Annotated in this window: 4 protein-coding genes (1 of these 4 only partly in view); all 4 read left to right on the top strand. The window is 58.5% G+C overall.

The window, feature by feature from the left end; translation table 11 throughout:
* Tightly spaced (each overlapping or abutting the next), the 4 genes in view from ACFSOY_RS02650 to ACFSOY_RS21245 form a layout consistent with a single transcriptional unit that may run on beyond the window.
* Window positions 1-3472 carry the 3' portion of an SDR family NAD(P)-dependent oxidoreductase gene (locus ACFSOY_RS02650; RefSeq protein ID WP_386043973.1) on the top strand. The gene continues 9299 nt to the left of window position 1, outside the view, so the window shows 3472 of its 12771 coding nt (coding positions 9300-12771); the start codon falls outside the window, past its left edge; its stop codon occupies window positions 3470-3472.
* Window positions 3469-5889, top strand: coding sequence for a beta-ketoacyl synthase N-terminal-like domain-containing protein (locus ACFSOY_RS02645; RefSeq protein ID WP_386043972.1), 2421 nt, complete (start codon window positions 3469-3471; stop codon window positions 5887-5889). Before ACFSOY_RS02650 ends, ACFSOY_RS02645 begins: the two co-directional genes overlap by 4 nt.
* Window positions 5886-12212, top strand: a complete 6327-nt coding sequence (locus ACFSOY_RS02640) for an amino acid adenylation domain-containing protein (RefSeq protein ID WP_386043971.1) — start codon at window positions 5886-5888, stop codon at window positions 12210-12212. Before ACFSOY_RS02645 ends, ACFSOY_RS02640 begins: the two co-directional genes overlap by 4 nt.
* Window positions 12205-21297 carry an SDR family NAD(P)-dependent oxidoreductase gene (locus ACFSOY_RS21245; protein WP_465335895.1) on the top strand — a complete coding sequence of 3031 codons (9093 nt, stop codon included), beginning with the start codon at window positions 12205-12207 and terminating at the stop codon, window positions 21295-21297. The genes ACFSOY_RS02640 and ACFSOY_RS21245 overlap by 8 nt, the downstream gene beginning before the upstream one ends.

Here is a 21297-nt window from a genome sequence, read left to right as displayed (position 1 = left end):
TGTGCGAGCCGGGCTGTTGCATCAGGTATGGCAGACACAGGAGGAAATTCTGGCAGCCTACAGCCTGTCGCCTGCACAGGGGCAGGAAGGGTATGCGTTGCCGCCAGACCTGTTGGACGCAGTCTGGGAACTGGCCGGCGAAATGGGCATCTGCGGAGAGCCAGACGGTGTTCAGCAGTTGGACTGGCACATCCCGGTGCCGGAGACCGGCTATGTGTACCTCAAGCGAGCAGGTCAGCATCAGTTTCATGTCGCGCTGATCGACGAGCAGGGACAGGTCTCGGCAAAACTGCAAGCGGTAAGCGTCCCAGCCGTGCAGTTGGAAGATCGGTTAGACCCATTTTTCTGCCTGCCGACCTGGGTCAAATCGCCGCTTGCGGCGTTGCCGACTGCGCCTGCAAAACGGCGAGCGGTGCTGATCGTCGCGCCGCCAGAATCGCTCGGGCTGGACAGCGCGCTGACCGAAGCTCATCGACGCGCAGGCGATCAGGTGCGGACGATCTTGCTCGGTCAACAGACGGTGAGCAGATCTGAAACTGTCTTCGAAATCGATGTCGAAGCGGAGACGGCGTTAGCAGCTTGCTTCGAACAGATCGATTCGCTCGATCTGATCTACTTCCTCGGCGGTCTCCAAGCGCAGAAGTATCAGATCGATGATCGAAAAGAGTTGGAGCGCAGCCAGCTCTACGGCTCGCGCACGCTCTTTCGCTTGATGAAAGCGCTCGTCGACGGAAGATATGCGGAGCGCGGGGTCGAGCTGAAAGTGATCACCAACGATGTGCATCAAGTCCTTTCGGATGAGCAGAGCTTGCCTTTCGCAGCGGGACTGAATGGCTTCATTCGCACGATGCCAAAAGAATATCCGCAGTTGAAGGTGGCCTGTGTCGACATTTCGCTGACCGGGCAGGAGTCGTTACAAGATGTGACCGGTCATCTGCTCTCCGAACCGGCTCAGACGCATGCGGAGGAGCTGGCTTGGCGGCACGGTGAGCGCTATCGCTTGCAACTTGTGCCGACCAGCTTGCCGCCGCTGGCGAAGGAGCATCGCCTGTTCCGCAAGCAGGGGGTCTATCTGATCCTCGGAGGGCTCGGGTCTGTCGGCTTGGATCTGGCCGCCCATCTGGCCGAGACCGAACAGGCTCGACTGGTGCTGGTCGGACGGAGCGAGCTCACCCGCACGAAACGGGAGCAGATCGCCCAGATCGAGTCGCGCGGCGCACAGGTGCTCTATGTGCGGGCAGACCTTGCCGATCTGCAGGACATGCGAGCTGTGATCGCCAAAGCCAAGCAGCGCTTTGGCGCCTTGCACGGCGTGTTTCACTCGGCGATGGCGTTTACGCCCACCCTGTTTGAAGATCTGGACGAGGCGCAGTTCGAGCGATCGCTCGCGCCGAAAGTGCAAGGCAGCCTCTTCCTGTACGAAGTGTTAAAAGACGAGCGGCTCGATTTCCTCGTGTTCTTCTCATCGGGGCAATCGTTCACCGGTAATGCGGAGCGCAGTCATTATGCGGCCAGCTGCAATTTTGAAGATGCGTACGTTTTGCGACTGCAGCAGGAGCTCAGCTATCCGGTGCGCCTGATCAATTGGGGCTTTTGGGGAACGATCGGCGGCAAGCCGTTCGCTCCAGAAGAGCTGCAGTATCTGGAGGCGCAAGGAATCATCCCGATTCCACCGACGGACGGGATGGAAGCTGTCCGCCGTGTCCTCAGCCATCGCGTCAGTCAAGTGCTCGGCATCAAAGTGAAAGAATTTGTCCTCAACCTGATGGGAGTGGATCGCGACTATCGCATCGAGCTCTATCCGGAGAACGGATCGTCAGTCTTTCACTCGTTGGGCGGAGAGCTCAACCCGCAGCCAGTCCTAGCAGGCCGAGCGGAGGCGACCAACTACTGCCGTCAGCTGCTGCTCGATACGTTCCAGCGCATGGGAGTGTTCAAGCGTGCTGGCGAAGCGTATGAGCGGGCAGCGCTTCGCGATCAACTCGGCGTCGTTCCGAAATATTTCAGGCTGTATGAAGAGCTGTTAGACATGCTTGCTGAGCAGGGCTGGCTGACGGCGCTCGACAGTCGAGTGCAGGCGGCCGACAGCGTAGAGCAGGAGGGCACGAACCTCCAGCTGCGCGGCGAAGAGCTGATGCGCCGCTACCCGGAGATGGGCGCCTATCTGCGCTTGGTCATCGCATGCATCGCAGATTTCCCCGAGATTTTGCGCGGAGAGCTCGCCGCCACCGACGTGATCTTCCCGAACTCCTCGATGGAGCTCGTCGAAGGAATCTACAAGGGGAACGAGAGCGCCGACTATTACAACCAGCTCGTCGTCGATCGGGTTCGCACCTATCTCGAATCGCGCCTGCCGCAACTCGAACCGGGTGAGAAAATTCGCCTGCTGGAGATCGGGGCGGGAACGGGCGGCACCAGCGCTCGTGTCTTACAAGCGCTGAAACGGTACGCTGACCGAGTGGAGTACGTGTATACGGACGTGTCCAAAGCGTTTACGATGTTCGGTCGGGAACAGTATGGTGCAGAATTTCCGTTTGTTCGCTTTCAAGTCCTCGACATCGAGCGAGATGTGCGCGGACAAGGGGTCGACATCGGCACGTTCGATCTGGTGATCGCAGCTAACGTGCTTCATGCGACCAAGCGCCTGCAGGAGACGGTGCGCCACGCCAAAGCTCTGCTTCGCACCAACGGTTGGTTGGTGCTGAATGAAGGGACGGAGGTGCTGGACGTGCTGACCTTGACCTTCGGGCTGCTCGATGGTTGGTGGCTGTTCGAAGATGAGGAGATTCGCTTGAAAGGATCTCCGCTGCTCAGCGCAGACATGTGGAAGCGACTGTTGCAGGTCGAAGGATATGATCGCGTGCAGGCGGTCGGCAATGTGATCATCGGCGAGAGCAACGGACGGGTGAAAGTGAAAAAAGACGCTCCGGCTCCGCAACTGAAAGATGCGCCCGCAGCTTTGATCGAGCAGCGAATCGAACCAACCCCACCACCGGTTGCCAAACATCAGCCGACGCTCGATCAGGGTGAGCAGATGCAAGAGCAGATCGCCGACAGCGTCTCCTCCGTGCTGAAGATCGATCGGCAGGAGTTGGACATCGACACGCCGCTGATGGACATGGGAGTCGATTCGATTCTCGCGATCAAAATCGTCGATGAGATCAAGGGGCGGCTCGGAACAGAGATCAGCGCCAACGATCTGTTCGACCATTCGACCATTCGCGAGCTGAGTGCCTACTTGGCCGGAAAAGCGCCGCTGGCACCGGAGCGAACGGTCGAACCGATCGCCGACAGTTCGGCTGCGAAGCGTGCAGATCGCGAGCTGTTCATCGACACTCCTGCGCAGGCGTTCCCTCAAGACCGTGCGGCAGCGGTGACGGAAGTGGATGAGGTGGAGGAAGTGTTACGCCGTTTGGAGCAAGGTGAGATCGACGTCGAGGAAGTCGATCGTCTATTGGAGGAACTGTTATGACCCAGAATCTCGACAAGCGAAGCATCTTGGAGATGATCAAAAACGGCCAAGTCACATCGGCAGAAGGGAGCAGACTGCTCAAACAGATCGCCGAGCGGGAAGCTCCGCCTGCCGTCGTGAAGGAGGCGCACACCGACATCGCAGTGATCGGGCTGAGCGGGAAATACCCGCTCGCCCGCGATCTGCATGAGTTTTGGGAACGCTTGGCGTCAGGGACGAACTGCATCACAGAAGTTCCGCAAGATCGGTGGGATCTGGCGCAGTATTATCACCCGGACAAACTGCATCCAGGCACCAGCTACAGCAAATGGGGGGGCTTTTTGGACGAGGTCGATCGATTCGACCCGCTGTTCTTCAACATCTCCCCGGTGGAAGCAGAACTGATCGACCCGCAGGAGCGGTTGTTTTTGGAAAAAGTGTGGGAAGCGCTGGAAGATGCTGCCTACACGCGCGAGGAGTTGGCACGAGGAAAGGCGGCCGCTGCGGTCGGTGTGTTTGTCGGCTGCATCTATCGGGATTATCCGCTGTTGGCCAACAGTGCGGAACAGGCGGCATTTCTTTCGATCACGCCCCACTACTCGATCGCCAATCGCGTCTCCAACTTCTTTAACTTTGGCGGGCCGAGCGTGGTGCTGAACACCGCCTGCTCTGCCTCGCTGACCGCTCTGCACTTTGCGGCGGAGAGCATCCGTCAAGGTCGCTGTGACGTCGCGATCGCAGGCGGCGTCAATCTGCACCTGCATCCGAATCGCTTCCTCGGACTCAGCCAGATCGGTCTGCTCGGCGCTGATGGCGTGAGCAGGAGCCTCGGTGTGAGCGATGGATTCGTCCTCGGTGAGGGCATCGGAGCTGCCGTGCTGAAGCCGCTCGCAAAAGCTCAAAAGGATGGCGACCACATCTACGGGGTGATCAAGGCGAGCGGCATCAACCACAATGGCGGAGCTTCCGCCTACGGCGCACCCAACCCGCAAGCGCTGCAGGAGCTGGTGCAACAGGTGCTTGAGCAGTCGGGCATCGAACCGCGCTCCCTCTCCTATGTGGAGGTAGCGGCCAACGGTTCGGAGCTCGGCGATGCGATGGAAGTTGCAGGCTGGAGCGATGCGCTTCAGCGCGAGGCTGTGGAGCAGCAATCCTGTCCGATCGGCACAGTCAAATCTAACCTGGGCAACATTGAAGCAGCATCGGGGATCGCGCAGCTGACCAAAGTGCTGTTGCAGATGCGGCATAAAAAATTGGTTCCGTCCCTGCATGCTGATCCGCCAAATGCAAGCCTGAACATGGCCGCCTCACCTTTTTACATCCAAGATAGATTGGCGGAGTGGCGGCGTCCGCAACTTGAGCGAGCAGGCGCACGGCAGGAAATGCCCTTGCGTGCTGCGATCAGCTCGCTTGGGATCGGAGGAGCCAACGCGCTGCTGATCGTCGAGGAGTACAGGCGAGAGGAAAATCAAACTTTATCGTCCGATCGACCGGAACGCCCGCTGCTCTTCGTATTTTCCGCCAAGAATCAAAACTCGCTCCGAGCGCTCGCCGAGAAGATGCGGGACTTTTTTGCCCGTGCAGAGGAGAGCTCCTTGTCCGATGTTGCCTACACGCTGCAAGTGGGTCGCGAAGCGATGAAAGAGCGGCTGGCAATCCTGGCTCAAAATCGAGCGGAGCTGTTCGAACGCCTGACCAACTTTTTGGAAGGTGTGCCCGATTCGCGAATGATCAGCGGCAAGGCGAGCCACTCCGAAGCGTACAAATCGCCAGAATGGAAGTCGAAGCTCCAATCGTTGATCGCGCAGCAAGACTGGCTGAAGCTGGCCGAAGTCTGGACGCGAGGTGGAGCGGTCGATTGGCGTGCGATCGATCAAACGAAACTGGGTAAGCGCGTTTCACTGCCCACCTACGCTTTCCAGCGCAACCGCTGCTGGCTGCCCGAATCGGAACCGGCTGCGGCTGTTGCTCCGACAGCGGCTACGGCAGCGACCGCAACCGCAACACGGGCTGTGGTGGCGAACGAAACAGCGCAAGCGCAGTTTATGCTCCGCGAGATGATCGCCAGCATCTTGAAGATCGATCTGGAGGAGATCGAGCTCGATGTCAACTTGAAGCAGTATGGCATGGACTCGCTGGTCGGGATGCGGCTGGTCAACCACCTGCAGAAAACGTATCAGCAGACGATCTCCGTTCGATCTTTTTTCGCCCTGTCCACCGTGGAGGAGATCGCAGAGTATCTGATCGGCGAAGGGTTGTTCGAAGCGGCGAGCGGCGAGCTTGCACCGGAGCGACAGGAGCGGGCGCTGTCCGAGCCGGCTGTGGAGGATCGGTTCTACACATTTTTGTTGAGCGGGTTGAGCAAAGGCATGATCACTCCTGATCAAGCGCAAGAGCTGGAGTCAGAGTGGATGAGAACGGGGGGAAGAGCGCGATGACCTATCGATTGAGCAGAGAGGAAGTCTTTCGGAGAGTTGCTGACCAACAGATGACGATGCAAGAAGCGAAACAGCACCTCATGCGGCTGGAGCAAGCGCCCGCACCGACCGACCAGTCCCCGGTTGCGGACTCTTTTCCTCTGTCCGAAGGGCAAAAAGCACTTTGGATCGTCCATCAGATGGCACCCGATACTTACGCATACAACGTGCCGGTCGCCTTTTATGTCCAGCGCACGATCAATACGGCCGCTCTCAAGCGAGCACTGCAGCGCTTGATCGACCGTCATCCCAGCCTGCGCACCGTCTTTCGTCAGCAAGCGGGCGAACCGATGCAATCGATTCAGCCCGATCAGAAGCTGTCCTATCGGCAAGTGGAGGTGACGCCCGCTGGCGAACCTGATGTGTTGAGGCGGGTGCAGGAAGAAGCGCGACAGCCTTTTTCGCTGAAGGATGGCCCGCTGTTTCAGACGATCCTGTTCTGGCGATCGCCGCCAAAGCCGCACATCCTGCTGTTTCGCTTTCACCACCTGATCTTTGACGGCGTTTCGCTACAGAATTTTTTACAGGACCTGAAGGCGTTTTATCAGGCGGAGACGTTCGGAACGGAAATCTTGCTCACCGAGCAGGAAAGCACGTATCGCGATTATGTCGAATGGCAGCGCAAGATGCTGGCCGGTGCGGAAGGGGAGCGACACCGCCGCTATTGGCAACAGCAGCTGCGCGGGTTGGAGCCGCTCGATCTGCATGCTGACAAGCCGCGTGCGGCAGTTGCGACCTACCGCGGGAAGACTCACCCATTTGCGATTGACGCCGCGCTGACCGATCGCTTGCAGGAGTTGGCGCTCGCCCAGAACCAAACGCTGTTCACGATCCTGTTGACCGCTTACCAAGTGCTGCTGTTCACCTACAGTCGACAGGAGGAGTTTGCGGTGGGCACCCCGATGGTCGGGCGGCCGAATAGCGCCAGCGAATCGCTGATCGGCTATTTTGTCAACATGGTGCCGATCAGATGTCGCGTCGAAGCAGCGACCTCATTTCTCGACCTGGTCAAGCAAGTGCATGGCACGTTGCTCGATGCGTTCGAACATAGCCAGTACCCAGCTTTCCTGATGGTCAAAGAGTCGGGTGACAACTCGCTGTTTCAAGCGACGTTCCATTTTCAAAGCTGGGTCAAAGAATTGGTGCAGGGCCAAGCGGCTGGCGAGAGCTTCCTGCTGGACATGGTAAAGAGCGTTCATCAGGAAGGCGAGTTTGAATTGTCGTTAGAAGTCTACCAGCAAGCAGAACGATGCGAACTGCTGTTCAAATACAATCCGGATCGCTTCGAATCGGCGACGATCGAACAGATGGCCAGACAGTATCGACAGCTGCTGCTCGACCTAGTCGAGCATGCCGATCGACCGATCTCAGAGCTGAACATGCTGTCAGCAGAAGAGGAGCATCAAGTGCTGGTGACGTGGAATCAGACGGCAGCCGACTCTCCCGAACTGCCGATCCACAAGCTGATTGAAGAGCAAGCTCAACAGACGCCCGATTCGATCGCGGTGATCTACGAGGGGCAGAGCTTAACCTACCTAGAACTTGCGGAGCGCTCCGAACAGTTGGCGATCTATCTGCAGAGCTTGGGGGTTGGCAGGGGGACGATCGTGGGGATCTTCATCGAGCCATGTCTTGAGATGATGGTCGCCTTGCTTGGCGTGATGAAGGCGGGAGCAACCTATGTGCCGTTCGATCCGACCAGCCCGCCAGACCGCTTGCAGTACATGATGGAAGATACAGCGCTTCCCGTCCTGCTGACCCGCGACGAGATGATGCAGCGACTGCCGACACATTCGGTGCGGGCGGTGCGCCTTGACCGCGACTGGTCGGAGGTGGAAACGGTGGCGAGCGGAGTGCGGGCAAGCGGGGGAGCGATCGTCTTGCCGGCTGTCAACTCCGACGACATCGCCTATCTTATCTATACGTCGGGCTCGACAGGCAAGCCGAAAGGGGTGCAGGTGTACCACCGCGGGCTGACCAACGTGATCTGGTCGATGAGCGAGTCGCCCGGATGCACAGCCGCCGACCATGTGTTGGCGCTGACGACGATCTGTTTTGATATCGCCGCTGTTGAGCTGTACATGCCCTTGATCAAAGGCGGGCGAGTGGAGCTGTTGCCCTCAAGCTATGCGAAAGATGGCCGCAAGCTGAGAAGAAAGATCGAAGCGACAGAGGCGACGATCGTGCAAGCCACGCCTGCCACCTGGCAAATGCTGATCTCCGCCGAATGGGAGCAGAAAAAGCGCTTCAAAGCGATCACGGCTGGCGAGCCGCTCAGCAGCGAACTGGCTGAAAAGATTGTCGAGCGGGTCGATCAATTTTGGAACCAGTACGGGCCGACAGAAAATTCGATCTATACGACGATCGATCAGGTTCGGGCAGGCGAGCGGATCACGATCGGGCGACCGATCCACAACAACCAACTCTACATCCTAGACGAGAACAGGAGACCCGTTCCGATCGGCGTGCCCGGCGAGTTGTACATCGGGGGCCACGGCGTGGCCAAAGGCTATCTCAACCAGCCTGACTTGAACAGCAAGAGCTTCGTGCCGAATCTGTTCAGTTCAGATCCCGAGTCGAAACTGTATCGAACGGGAGATCTGGTTCGCTATCTGCCAGATGGACGCGTCGATTATCTCGGTCGAATCGACCAACAGGTCAAGCTGAACGGATATCGCATCGAGCTTGGTGAAATCGAAGCTGTGCAGCGCAAACTCCCGCACTGTCAAGAGGTGGTCGTCGTCCTGCGCGAAGACAGCCCAGGGCATAAGCGGCTGGTCACATTTCTCGTCGAGCATCCGGACGCTCCGGCAGCTGCGCAACAGCAGCGAAAAGACGCGTTGAAAAAGTGGTTGCCGGCCTACATGATCCCATCCAGCTTTGTGCTATTGCGCTCGCTTCCGATGACTTTGAGCCGGAAGGTTGACCGCAAGCTGCTCGCTTCGATGAGCTTGAAGCAGATCGAAAAAGAATTTGGGGCATCAGCGGTGGCACCTGATCGGCAGAGCGCAGACGAGGCCGAGGCGCAGAGCTTTGCTGACGATGCCTTTCTGCAGCTGATCGAGCGGGACGTTGCGGCGATCGTGGCAGCGGTGCTCGACGTTGCTGTGCACGAGATCGAGCTGGAGACTCATTTTGGCGAGTATGGATTCGATTCGATCCGCTTTACAACGCTGAGCGTCAAGCTCGATCAAAAATACAGCTTTGAAGTCAGCCCTGCGCTCTTTTACGAGTTTTCGACCGTGCGAGCGCTCTCCCGATATCTCTGGCAAGAGCACCGCTCGACGCTGCAGGAGATCTATCAGGCGCAGCTCCCGAAAGCTCCGCAGGGGCAGAATCGCGCGTCGCAACAAACGGCGTATGCGGATGCGCCGAACGCTTCAAAACGTGAGCCCTCAATCGAGCGGAGTTCATCTGCGGCAGGGATCGAGGAGCCGGTCGCCATCGTCGGAATTGCAGGTTCGCTGCCGAACTCTTCCGATCTGGGACAGTTTTGGGAGCATCTGAAAGCGGGCCACCATCTGGTGGAAGAGATTCCGCCCGATCGCTGGGATTGGCGAGAATTTTTTGGCGACCCGACGAAAGAAGACCACAAGACCAACTCCCGCTGGGGTGGTTTCCTCCGCGATGTCGATGCGTTCGATGCTCCATTCTTCGGGATTTCACCGCGTGAAGCGGAGCTGATGGACCCGCAGCAGCGCCTGCTGCTTGAGGTCGCTTGGCGGGCGATCGAAGACTCAGGACACAAGCCGTCCGACTATGCGGGCAGCGCGACCGGAGTCTATATCGGCATCACGGCGAACGATTATGCGGAGCTGGTGCGGGAAAGCGGTCGCAACATCGAAGCGCACACGATGTCTGGCGTCTCGCGCACCCTCGTCGCGAACCGGCTCTCCTACCTCTTGAACTTGACCGGGCCGAGCGTCGCCATCGATACAGCCTGTTCGAGCTCGCTCGTCGCTTTGCATCATGCGGTCTCGGCGATTCGCCACGGGCAGTGTGAAGCGGCGATCGTCGGCGGAGTCAATCTGCTGTTGAGCCCGATCCCCTATGTCGCGCTCAGCAAAAATGGCATGCTCAGCCCCGACGGCACCTGCAAAGCGTTCGGCCAGGATGCGAACGGCTATGTGCGCGGTGAAGGGGTGATCGCGATGATGCTCAAGCCGCTCCGGCAAGCGGAGGCGGATGGCGATCCGATCTATGCGGTAATCAGAGGTTCGGCAGAAAATCATGGCGGCAGGACGAACTCGCTGACCGCACCGAACCCGAACGCGCAGACGGAGCTGATCGTGGAAGCGTGGACGCAGGCCAACATCGATCCGCGCACGATCTCCTACGTGGAAGCGCATGGCACTGGCACCAGCTTGGGCGATCCGATCGAGATCAATGGCCTCAAGCGAGCATTTGATCAGCTGTACAAGCTCGCTGATCGGCCATTCTCCGGCCAGCCGCACTGCGGCATCGGTTCGGTCAAGAGCAACGTCGGCCACCTCGAAGCGTCAGCAGGTCTCGCCGGTCTGCTCAAAGTGGTCTTGGCGATGAAGCATCAGACGCTGCCCGCCAGCCTGCATGTGGAGGCGTTAAATCCGTACATCGATCTGAGCGGCACGCCCTTTTACATCGTCAGCGAAACGCAGCGTTGGGAGCCGCTGCGCGATGAGCAGAATCGAGCCTTGCCGCGCCGGGCGGGCGTCAGTTCGTTCGGATTTGGCGGAGCCAATGCGCATGTTGTCGTCGAGGAGTATCTGCGAGCTCCTATGGCAGACCGCTCAGCCGAGCCGCAGATCATCCTCCTCTCTGCCAAAAATGAGGAGCGACTGAATGTGTATGCGAGCAACTTGCTCGACAGTCTGACTTCGATCGCGGCTGGCAGCGAATCGCTCGCCGATTTTGCCTACACGCTGCAGGTCGGGCGAGAGGCGATGGAAGTGCGGTTGGCGTTGATCGTCAACAGCTTCGAAGAGCTGCGACAGGCGCTGACCGAATATGTAGGCGGTCAGAAACAGACCGTTCCCCAATTCAGCGGCACGGTGAAAAAAAGTCTGTCGCACATCGGGTTGCTCGTCGAGGGGCCGGAGGGTGCCGAATATATGCAGATCGTGCTCCGCGATCGCAAGTTGAGCAAGCTCGCGCAGCTGTGGATTGCCGGAGTGCCGCTCGACTGGCGCTTGTTGCATCAAGATCGTAAGCCGCGTCGGCTCGCGCTGCCGACCTATCCGTTCCAGAAGAATCGCTACTGGGTGACAGATGGTGTGCAGAGCGAGCGCCCCATTGCCGCATCTCCAGTTGGAGGCAGTCTGCATCCGCTGATCGACTCGAACGAATCGACGCTTGAAGAGCAAGTTTTCAAAAAAGTGTTGCGGGGAACTGAGTTCTATCTTCGCGACCATGTGTTGGGCGAGAACATGATCGTCCCAGGCGTCGCCTACCTGGAGCTCGCGCGGGCGGGTGGACAGCTCGCATCGCGGCGCGGGGCGGTGCGCCGCTTGAAAGGAATCGTCTGGGCGCGACCGATCTTGCTTCAAGCGGAAGCGATCGAGATGCGGATTAGCTACTACCCGGATGGCGAAGCGGTGGAATTTGAAGTGACGACTGGCAGTGCGGAGCAAAAAGTGCTGCACGCGCAAGGAAAAGTTTTATATGAGCAGGGAGCGGCAGCCACTGCTTACGAACCGCTCGACCTGGATGCGATCAGAGAGCGCTGCACCGTCTCGCTGTCAGCCAGCGACTGCTATCAGCTGTTTGCCAGCAAGGGATTCGCTTACGGGCCGAGCTTTCTGTCGATGCAAGAATTGATCGGCAATCGGGGAGAGGCGCTCTCCCGATTGGAACTTCCAGATGTTGTGGTCGATCGTCATGAAGAGTACGTACTGCATCCGTCATTGTTGGATGGAGCCCTGCAGACAGTTCTCGGTTTGAGCGGCCAAACTGGATCGGCAGACGATCCGGTCTATCTGCCCTTTGCGATCGGTGAAGTGGAGATCGTTCGCTCGCTGACCAAAGTGTGCTTCGCATATGTCACCTACGCTGCACAAGATCATCTGTCGGGCAATGCGGTGCGCAAATACAACATTTCGATCGTGGACGAGCGCGGAAACCATCTGGTGCGAATCTTCGACTTTACGACCAGAGCCTACGCGGAGCCGAAACAGGCTGACGAGAAGCAGCGGTCCACAGTCTGGCAAAGCGATCCGCTGCTTGCAGAACTGCTGCAGCGGGTGGCGAATGGAGAGTTGGATGCGGAAGAGGCGGATCAGTTGCTGGAGGTAATGATTGATGGATAAACAGAATTTTGAACGCAAACAGGTTTTACAAAAGATCCAGAGCGGTCAGCTTACGGCTGCGGAAGGTCTGTCCTTGCTTCAGGGCCTGCTGTCAAGCCCGGAACCGCAGAAACTGGCGCATGCGTCCACCAGCAACGTCTACTTCCGCCCGCACTGGGTGAAGAAGGAGGGGAGCCGTTCTTCCGCTGCGGGGACGCTCGGGGTGATGGTGATTTTCGATGATCGCGAAGATCTGCACACCGAGCTGCTCAGCCGGTCAGGAGCGGCAGATCGTATCGTGCGGGTGCGAACAGGAGATCGCTTTCAAGCGCTCGATGAGCACACATATGAACTGAACCCTTCGCGCCCAGAAGAGTATCGTCAGCTTGTGCAGTCGTTGCTGGCGACCGCTGGCGTCCCGAAACGAATCGTCCATCTGTGGTCAGAGGGACGCTACAACTCGGTCGCGGACGCTCAGGCGCTGCTCGACAAAGGCGTGTACTCGCTGTTTTATCTCAGCCAGGCGCTGCTTGAACAGCGAATCAAGGACAGCATGCATCTGCTCTATGCCTTCACGACGGTCGGACTGCAGGAACAACCCTTTGCTGCTGCGGTCGGCAGTCTGGCGCGCACGATCAGGCTGGAACATCGCACGCTGACCTGTCAGGCGGTCGAATTATCCGGCGCAAACAACCTTCCGCGAGCGGAGGCGGTGGCCGACTGGCTGCTTGCAGAATGGGCCACTGTGGGGGAGGAAGCGGAAGTCAGGTATGTGGACGGAGAGCGCTTCGTTCGGCGGTTGGAAGAAGTGCAGCCAGACTTGTCTGCAGAAGTGCCGCTCCGCTCGCGTGGCGTCTATCTGATCACAGGAGGGATGGGTGGTCTCGGCACGATGTTCGCCGACCACTTGGCCAGCCGCGTGCAGGCGCGTCTCGTGCTGACCGGCCGGAGTGAGCTTACTGCGCAACAGCAGGAGCAACTGCAAGCGTGGAAGGCGCGGGGGGCTGACGTCCTCTATGTTCGTGCCGACCTTGCCGATCAAAGCGCGGTCGAACAACTGGTGCGCCAAACGAAGGAACGCTTCGGTGCCCTCCACGGGATCCTGCACAGCGCAGGCCTCTTGCGCGACTCCTTCCTCTTGAAAAAAACGGGGAGCGAACTTCAAGACGTATTTGCGCCGAAAGTGATCGGCACCGTGCATCTGGACGAAGCGACGCGCGACGAAGCGCTCGATTTTTTCGCAATGTTCTCATCGACTGCCGCTTTGCAGGGCAGTGTCGGTCAGAGCGACTATGCCTATGCCAACGCGTTTCTCGATCGTTTTGCGAACTGGCGAACGCAGCGTGGACGAGCGGGAAAGACGCTCTCGATCAACTGGCCGCTGTGGGAGGCGGGTGGCATGAAAGTGCCAGCGGAGACGATCGAAGCGCTGCAGCGTGAGATCGGTCTACGACCGCTCAGCAAAGAGCAAGGGATCGCGGCGTTCGAATGCGCCTTGCGCTCCTCAGAAGCGCAATGGGTGGTGATGGCAGGAGATGCGGACAGAATTCGCCGAGCGTTTGCACAAGAGAAAGACGCGATGCGGCAAGCCGCTTCGGTAGCAGAAGTGGCGGTGACGAGCGAACGCGCTGTGGAAACCGCTCAGCCGAAGAGCCAGACCGTTTCGGCGAGCCAACCGAACGATCAAGTGCAGGCGCAAGCGGAGCAGTATCTGAAAAAGATGCTTGCCCGGGAGTTTAAGCTTCCGGTCGATCAGATCGTGGCGGACGAGTCGTTCGAAGCGTATGGGATCGATTCGATGATCATCATGTCGCTGACTCGCGAGCTGGAAAGCACGTTTGGCGACCTGTCGAAAACGCTTTTCTTCGAATATCAGAACACGGCGGAGCTCGCCAGCTATTTTGTAGACCATCATTTTGACGCGATCAGCCGTCTCATCGGCCCGGTGCAGTCTGCGCCCGTGCAGGCGCTGCCTGTTGCGCTGGAGGAACCAACCCGGTCAGCAGAGATCGGCGCAGCGACGAGGCCGCGATTTGTCGAACCGGTCAAGCAGGCGGAGGGCCAAGCGGCTCCCTCCGCGCTCCCCGCTCAGGAAGAGATCGAGATCGCCATCGTCGGGATCAGCGGCAGGTATCCGATGGCGCGAAATTTAGAGCAGTTTTGGAACAATCTAAAAGAAGGAAAAGACTGTATCACCGAAATTCCGAGCGATCGATGGGATCACCGTCCCTATTTCGATCCGACGCAAGAAAACCGGGCGAAGAGCTATGCGAAGTGGGGCGGCTTCATCGACGATGTGGACAAGTTCGACCCGCTGTTCTTCAACATCTCGCCACGCGAAGCAGACTATCTCGACCCGCAGGAGCGGCTGTTTTTAGAGACGGTTTGGAACACGCTCGAAGATGCGGGCTACACGCGGGATCGGTTGAAGCGAGATCGAACTGGCGTATTTGTGGGTGTCATGTATGGGCACTATCAGTTCTTCGGCTTGGAAGATGCACTGAACGGGGAAGGGTTCATTCCATCCTCTTCCTATGCGTCGATCGCCAACCGCACCTCCTACTTCTTCAATTTCCGTGGCCCGAGCATCGCCATCGACACGATGTGCTCCTCCTCGCTGACCGCGATCCATCTGGCCTGTGACAGCATTCGCAAAGGCGAAAGCGACCTGGCGATCGCCGGGGGCGTCAATGTGACGATCCATCCGGCGAAACATCTTTTGCTCAGCCAAGGAAAATACGCTTCGACAGACGGCCGCTGCCGATCGTTTGGCGAAGGCGGAGACGGCTATGTGCCAGGCGAGGGAGTCGGAGCTGTGCTGCTCAAGCCCCTGCACAAAGCTTTGCAGGATGGCGATCAGATTCACGGGGTGATCCGCAGCACGAGTGCCAACCACGGGGGGAAGGTCAACGGATACACCGTTCCCAATCCGAACGCTCAGGGAGAGCTGATCGCAGAGGCGCTTCGTCAAGCGCAGATCGACCCGAGCACGATCAGCTATATTGAGGCGCACGGAACGGGCACCTCGCTTGGCGACCCGATCGAAATGTCCGGACTGATGAAGGCGTTCAAAGATGCGGCGCTGCCGAAGCGATCGATCGCCATCGGATCGGTCAAGTCGAACATCGGACATCTCGAATCGGCAGCTGGGATTGCGGGTGTCAGCAAAGTGCTGCTGCAGATGAAGCATCAGCAGCTGGTGCCTTCCTTGCATTCGCAAACGCTCAACCCGAATATCAAGTTTGATGATTCGCCCTTTTTTGTCCAGCAAGAGCTGAGCGAGTGGAAGCGGCTGGAGCGGGTCGAAGCGGGGAAGCAGCAGGTTTTACCCCGGCGGGCTGGCGTCAGTTCGTTTGGCGCTGGCGGATCGAACGTGCATATCATCCTCGAAGAATACCTGCCGCAGTCGGTCGAAGAGCAGGGAGAGTTGGACGCGCGACCGCAGCTGATCCTGCTATCCGCCAAAAATGAAGACCGCTTGCGGGCCTATGCGCAGTCGCTCGCCGCGTTTATCGCCGAAGGGGCAAGCGGGCGGAGCGTCTCCTCTGCGCAGGCAGCAGAACGGATGCCGAGCCGGTTCGTCGAGGAAGTGCTGACCATCGCCTCCGAAATTCTCAAGGTCAACCCCGCAGAGATTTCGCTGGAAGAGTCGATCGCAGACTACGGTTTTGACCCGATGAAGCTGACGGAGCTGGCCGACCGCATCAACGATGTGTACGCATTGGACATCAATGCCAGCCTCTTTTCGACAGCGGGGACATTTGCCTCGGCGCTGCTCCAGATGGAGCAGCAGAGAAATGGAGCGAAGCCGGAACCGGAGCATGAGCATGAGTCGAAAACTCCACTTCTTCACTTGTCGGAGCTCGCCTACACGCTGCGAGTCGGCCGGGAGATGATGGAGGAGCGCTTGGCGCTCGTCGTCTCTTCGCTTGCTGAGCTACAGGAAAAATTGGAATCGTTCGCGCAAGGGAAACCGCTTGGCGACGGTGATGTTCAAAACAACGTGAAGTCTGGCAAGGGAGGACTGGAACTGCTCGCGGGTGAGGAGGGCAGAGCGTTCCTGCAGGTCATCTTCCACAAGCGGGATCTGTTCAAACTGGCGAAGCTGTGGGCGTTCGGCGTGGAGATCGAGTGGCAGGGGCTAGACTCGGAGCATCGTTACAAACGCATCACCCTGCCAACCTATCCGTTTTTGGGCGAGCGGCACTGGGTGCCGCAGAGCGGTCGATCCTTCCGAAAAACGTCCGCGCTGCACCCGCTGGTCGATCAGATCAATGCGAAGCGAAGTCTACAGGGTGGTCTCGTCTTGCAGAAGGCGTTTCATCCGACCGACCGGATCGTCGATGAGCATCGCGTGATGGGGCAGCCGATGCTGCCAGGCGTGGGGTATCTGGAGATGGCGTTCGCTGCCAGCAGACAGATTGAGGACGCGACCAATCATCGGCTCACCGACGTGGTCTGGTTGCAACCGATCGTCGTCGCCGAACCGAAGGAAGTGGAGATCGTCCTGCATCAACAAGGGGAAGATCTGTCCTTTGAGATCGTCAGCCATGAGGCGGAAGCGGTCGTGCTTCACGCAAGAGGAGAGCTAAAGCGGACATCCGATCCTGCCGAGCTGACCGCTCAATCGCTCGACATCCCCGCTTTGAAATCGCGGATGCGCAAGGTCGACGAGTACGATTCGCAGCATATCTACTCGCTGTTCGATGCGGGCGGTGTCAGCTACGGTCCGTATTTCCAAGGTCTCGGTGAGCTGTGGATCGGGGAGGAGGAAGTGTTGGCAACGCTGCACATGGCGTCAGGCACGGAGCGCGAACTCGATTCGTACACGATGCATCCTTCCTTGATGGATAGCGCGTTGCATGCGATGATCGGCCTCCAGCTGGGCAGCCGCAAGCGGAGTTCGCAGCCGACGCTCCCCTTTGCAGTCGGGGAAGTGGAGATCGTTCAGCCGCTCAAGCCGGTCGGGTTCGCCTATGTGCTGGCAGCCGGGGAGAATCGTTTCCACGTTGCCCTTTTGGATGAAGCTGGGCAGGTCTGCATCAAGCTCAGGGACGTCGCTCTGCGCGAGCGCAGAGAGGAAGCGGACGATTTCTATTATGGAACCACCTGGGTGCAGGAAAAGCTTTCGCCCGAGCGGATCGACCGTTCGGCGCAGGCGCAGCGCTCTGTGCTGTTCGTCCATTCGGCCAAGTCGTTCGGCTTAGAAAAAGAGTTGGTCAAGCTGTGCGCAGATGCGGACATCTATCGGATGCGCCTCGGACAGCGAAACCGTCGCGTCTCTGCGAGCACTTTTGAAGTCAAAGCGACAGAAGCGCAAGGCTTTGAACGCTTTTTGGCAGAGATTCCCGCATTGGACGAGGTCTATTTTCTCGGCGGGCTGGAGAGCGACAAGGTGGAGCTCGGCGATCTGGAAGCGTTAGCGAACAGCCAAGAGCTGGGCGTGCTCTCCCTGTTCCGACTGGTCAAAGCGCTGTCCAAGCAAGGTTTGCTCAGGCAGAACCTGAAGCTCAAAGTGGTCACCAACGACGTGCTTCCGGTGCTGGCAGGACAAACGACCACACCGTATGCGGCGAGCTTGCACGGATTCACGCTGACGATGGCAAAAGAGTATGCGGAGGCATCGATCACCTGCTTGGACATCTCGCTTCCGGCAGCGCCGACAGAAGATGAGCTGCGCGGTGTGACGCTTGCGATGGTAAACGAGCCGGGAAGCCTGAGCGGTGAAGTCGTGGCGATTCGCAACGGCAAGCGGTTCGTTCGCACCATCCATCCAATCTCCTTGCCTGCCGTGACCGATACGCCGTTCAAAACGAAAGGCGTCTACCTGATCGTCGGTGGAGCGGGCGGGATTGGGCTGGAAATGGCGAAGCATCTTGCGAATACTGTCCAAGGCCGCATCGTGCTGATCGGGCGCAGCGAGTTGGAGGAAGCGCGTATTGCCAAGCTAGGGGAGATCGAAGCGTTGGGCGGAGAAGTGCTCTATCTGCAAGCGGACGCGACCGATCCGAACAGCATGCGCGCGGCGGTTGCGAGCGCGAAGGAGCGATTCGGCTCGATCGATGGCGTGATCCACTCGGCGATCGTGCTGCGCGATCGGGCGATCGAGAATATGGAGGAAGCGACGCTGCTTGAGGCGCTGACGCCGAAAGTGCAGGGCAGTGTCGTCCTCCAGCACGTTCTTCAAGACGAACCGTTAGACTTTATGCTGTTTCTCTCCTCGGCCAACTCGTTTGTCGCAGGACCTGGCCAGAGCAACTATTCGGCGGGGTGCACGTTCAAAGACGCTTTCGCTCTCCACCTGGATCAAGTCATGCCCTATCCGGTAAAAGTGATCAACTGGGGCTACTGGGGAAGTGTCGGCATCGTCGCCTCCGAGGAATACAACAAGCGCATGGCAGAATTCGGCGTGCATTCGATCAAGCCGGAAGAAGGGATGCGGGCGATCGAGACGGCGCTTGCCAACCCGATCTCGCAGCTGATTCCCTACAAGGCGGAGCGGCGCGTCTTGGAACAGATGGGGGTCGACTACAGCAAAAAGATCGCCGTCTATCCGGAGCGCGAGCCCTCTCTGCTGCAGATCGTTGCGACAGCCACTCCGACCGGCTTTGCCGACATCGACCAGCTGGAAGGCAAACAGCAGGATTTTGCAGCATTCGAGCGTTTTGGGCAACTGTTGCTCCTGAAGGCGTTCCGCGAGATGGGTGTTTTCCAAAGCGGCGGAGAACAGCATGAGATCGAGGAGCTAAAACGGCAACTCGGCGTTCTGTCCGAGTATGATCGCCTGTTCGATGCGTTGCTCGACATGCTGCGCAAAGGGCGCTTTGCGGAGCTTGCGGGCACTCGATTGATCACGACGACCGAAGTGGATCGGGCGGAGACGATCGAGATGCTTGACGATCTGGTCGGTGAAAAAGAGCGTTTCCTCGCTTCACGATCTGACATGGAAGCGTATGTGAATCTGGTCTGGGCGTGCGTCACCGCATATCCTGAAGTGCTGACCGGGCGGAAAAACCATATGGAGGTCATGTTCCCGAACGGATCGAAATCGCTGGTGGAAAACATCTACAAAGGGAACAGAATGACCGATTACTACAATCAGCTGGTCGCAAGCTTTGTGCAGGAGTTTGTCAAGCAGCGACTGGCGCAAAACGACCGGGCGAGCGTACGAATTCTGGAGATCGGTGCGGGGACAGGCGGCACGAGCAGCGCGGTGTTGGAGCGGCTGCGCGCATTTGGCAGTCACGTGCAGTATGACTATACGGACATCTCGGTCGGCTTTACCCAACACGGGCGGCGCACGTTCGGCACAGACTATCCGTTTGTGGAGTTCACCGTGCTCGACATCGAAAAAGATCCGCTCGGGCAAGGGTTTGAGCCGAATCGGATCGACCTGATCCTGGCGACCAACGTGCTCCATGCGACCAAGCGGATCGCCAACACCCTCGGCCAAGCGAAAAAGCTGCTCAAGAAGAACGGCTTGATCGTGATCAACGAAGCGACAGCAGTCCAAGATTTTGCGACGTTGACCTTTGGGATGACCAGCGGTTGGTGGCTCTATGAGGATGCGGAGCAGCGGTTGGAGCATTCTCCGTTGCTCAGCGCGAAAAAATGGCAGGAAGTGTTGGCCGAACACGGATTTGGTCAGGCGAAAGTCTTTGGTTTGAGCGGCCAGCAAGCGGACGAATCGGGTCAGACTGTCATCGTTGGCGAAAGCGACGGCCTCGTCTGGCAAGATCGCAAGGCGATCCAGACGGAGCGCGCTGTGCAGACGAGCGTTGCAAAACAGGCGGTGCAAACGGAGCAACCTGCGAGCACAGCGACGCGGGGCACGGGCAAAACGAAAGAGGAAGCGGTGCAGGAGTTTGTCGAGACGATCTTCTCCGAAGTGCTGCGCATCGACCGATCCAAGCTCGATCGGCAGACAGAGTTTGAACAGTACGGTGTCGATTCGCTCGTCGTGATGGAGCTGAACAAGCAGTTCGAGAAAGAGTTTGGCAAGCTGCCAGCCACTTTGCTGTTCGATCATCCAACGCTTGCGAGGCTGAGCGAGTTTTTCCTGACCGAGATGCCAGACATCGTCGCAGAAAAGTTTGGCAGCGCCGATCCGGCAGATGTGGTGGAACAGGTGGTGCTCGAAGATCTGTTCGGAGCGAAGCGTGAGCGCAACTCCGATGCACCTCGTGAAGCAGAAGCGCGCATCCTGCAACTGAGCGGCGTACCGCTGCGCGAGGAGTTTACAAACTATTGGAAGACGATCCGCGAAAAAGGTATGGCTCCGCAGGTGATCGAGCGAGTGCAGCCGGAATCGTTGGCAGCTCGACCGCGCGAGCAGCTGGTGCATTTCCTGCTCGACACGCCGTCTGCGAAGAACATGGAAGTGGTGATGACCGGACAGGGACCGACGATACTCTTGATCCCCGGGTTCGGATATACCGCGCCACAATGGCTCCCGCAGATCGAGGAATGGGCGAGAGATCACCGCATCGTCGTGATTCACAGCCCAGGTTTTGGACTGAGCGAAGGCGGTGAAGATTTCAGCCTTGTCGGGGTCGCGCAGGTTCTGATCGAGGTGTTGGATCGCTTAGCCATCGGTGAGCCTGTCCATGTGGTCGGAAGCTCGTGGGGAGGCCAAGTCGGCCAGGTGTTGGCTGAACAACAACCGCAGCGCATTGCCTCGCTGACGCTGGTCAGCTCCTTTATCCAGACGCAGCAGGATGAGAACATCCCGCTCAAGGAGAAAGTGAAACAAGATTTTGCCAACATCGGCGCAGTCGATCATTATGAGGAGATCGCCAACTGGGAAGCTTCAAACGCGCACGCTCTTCATTATGCGCAGGTCTATGCGGATCAGGGCCCGTCGACCAGCGAATATCTGGCGGCGATTCGAACGCCGACGCTGATCGTCGTGGGGCAAGCGGATCAAGTGGTCGATCCGGCCGAATCAAAACGGTTGCATGAGCAGATCGCAGGTTCCACCTACTGCGAAATCGAGGGTGCAGGACATGCGCCCAGCTACACACATGCTGAAACGTTCAACCGAGTAGTCGGTGAATTTATCAAGCGTCACACCGCAGAAGCGATTGTGATCAACGCTTCAGGTTGA

Source organism: Tumebacillus lipolyticus, assembly GCF_042682745.1.
GTDB lineage: Bacteria > Bacillota > Bacilli > Tumebacillales > Tumebacillaceae > Tumebacillus_A > Tumebacillus_A lipolyticus.
The sequence above is the reverse complement of the archived record's forward strand: the minus strand, read 5'-3'. Positions and strand labels throughout refer to the sequence as shown.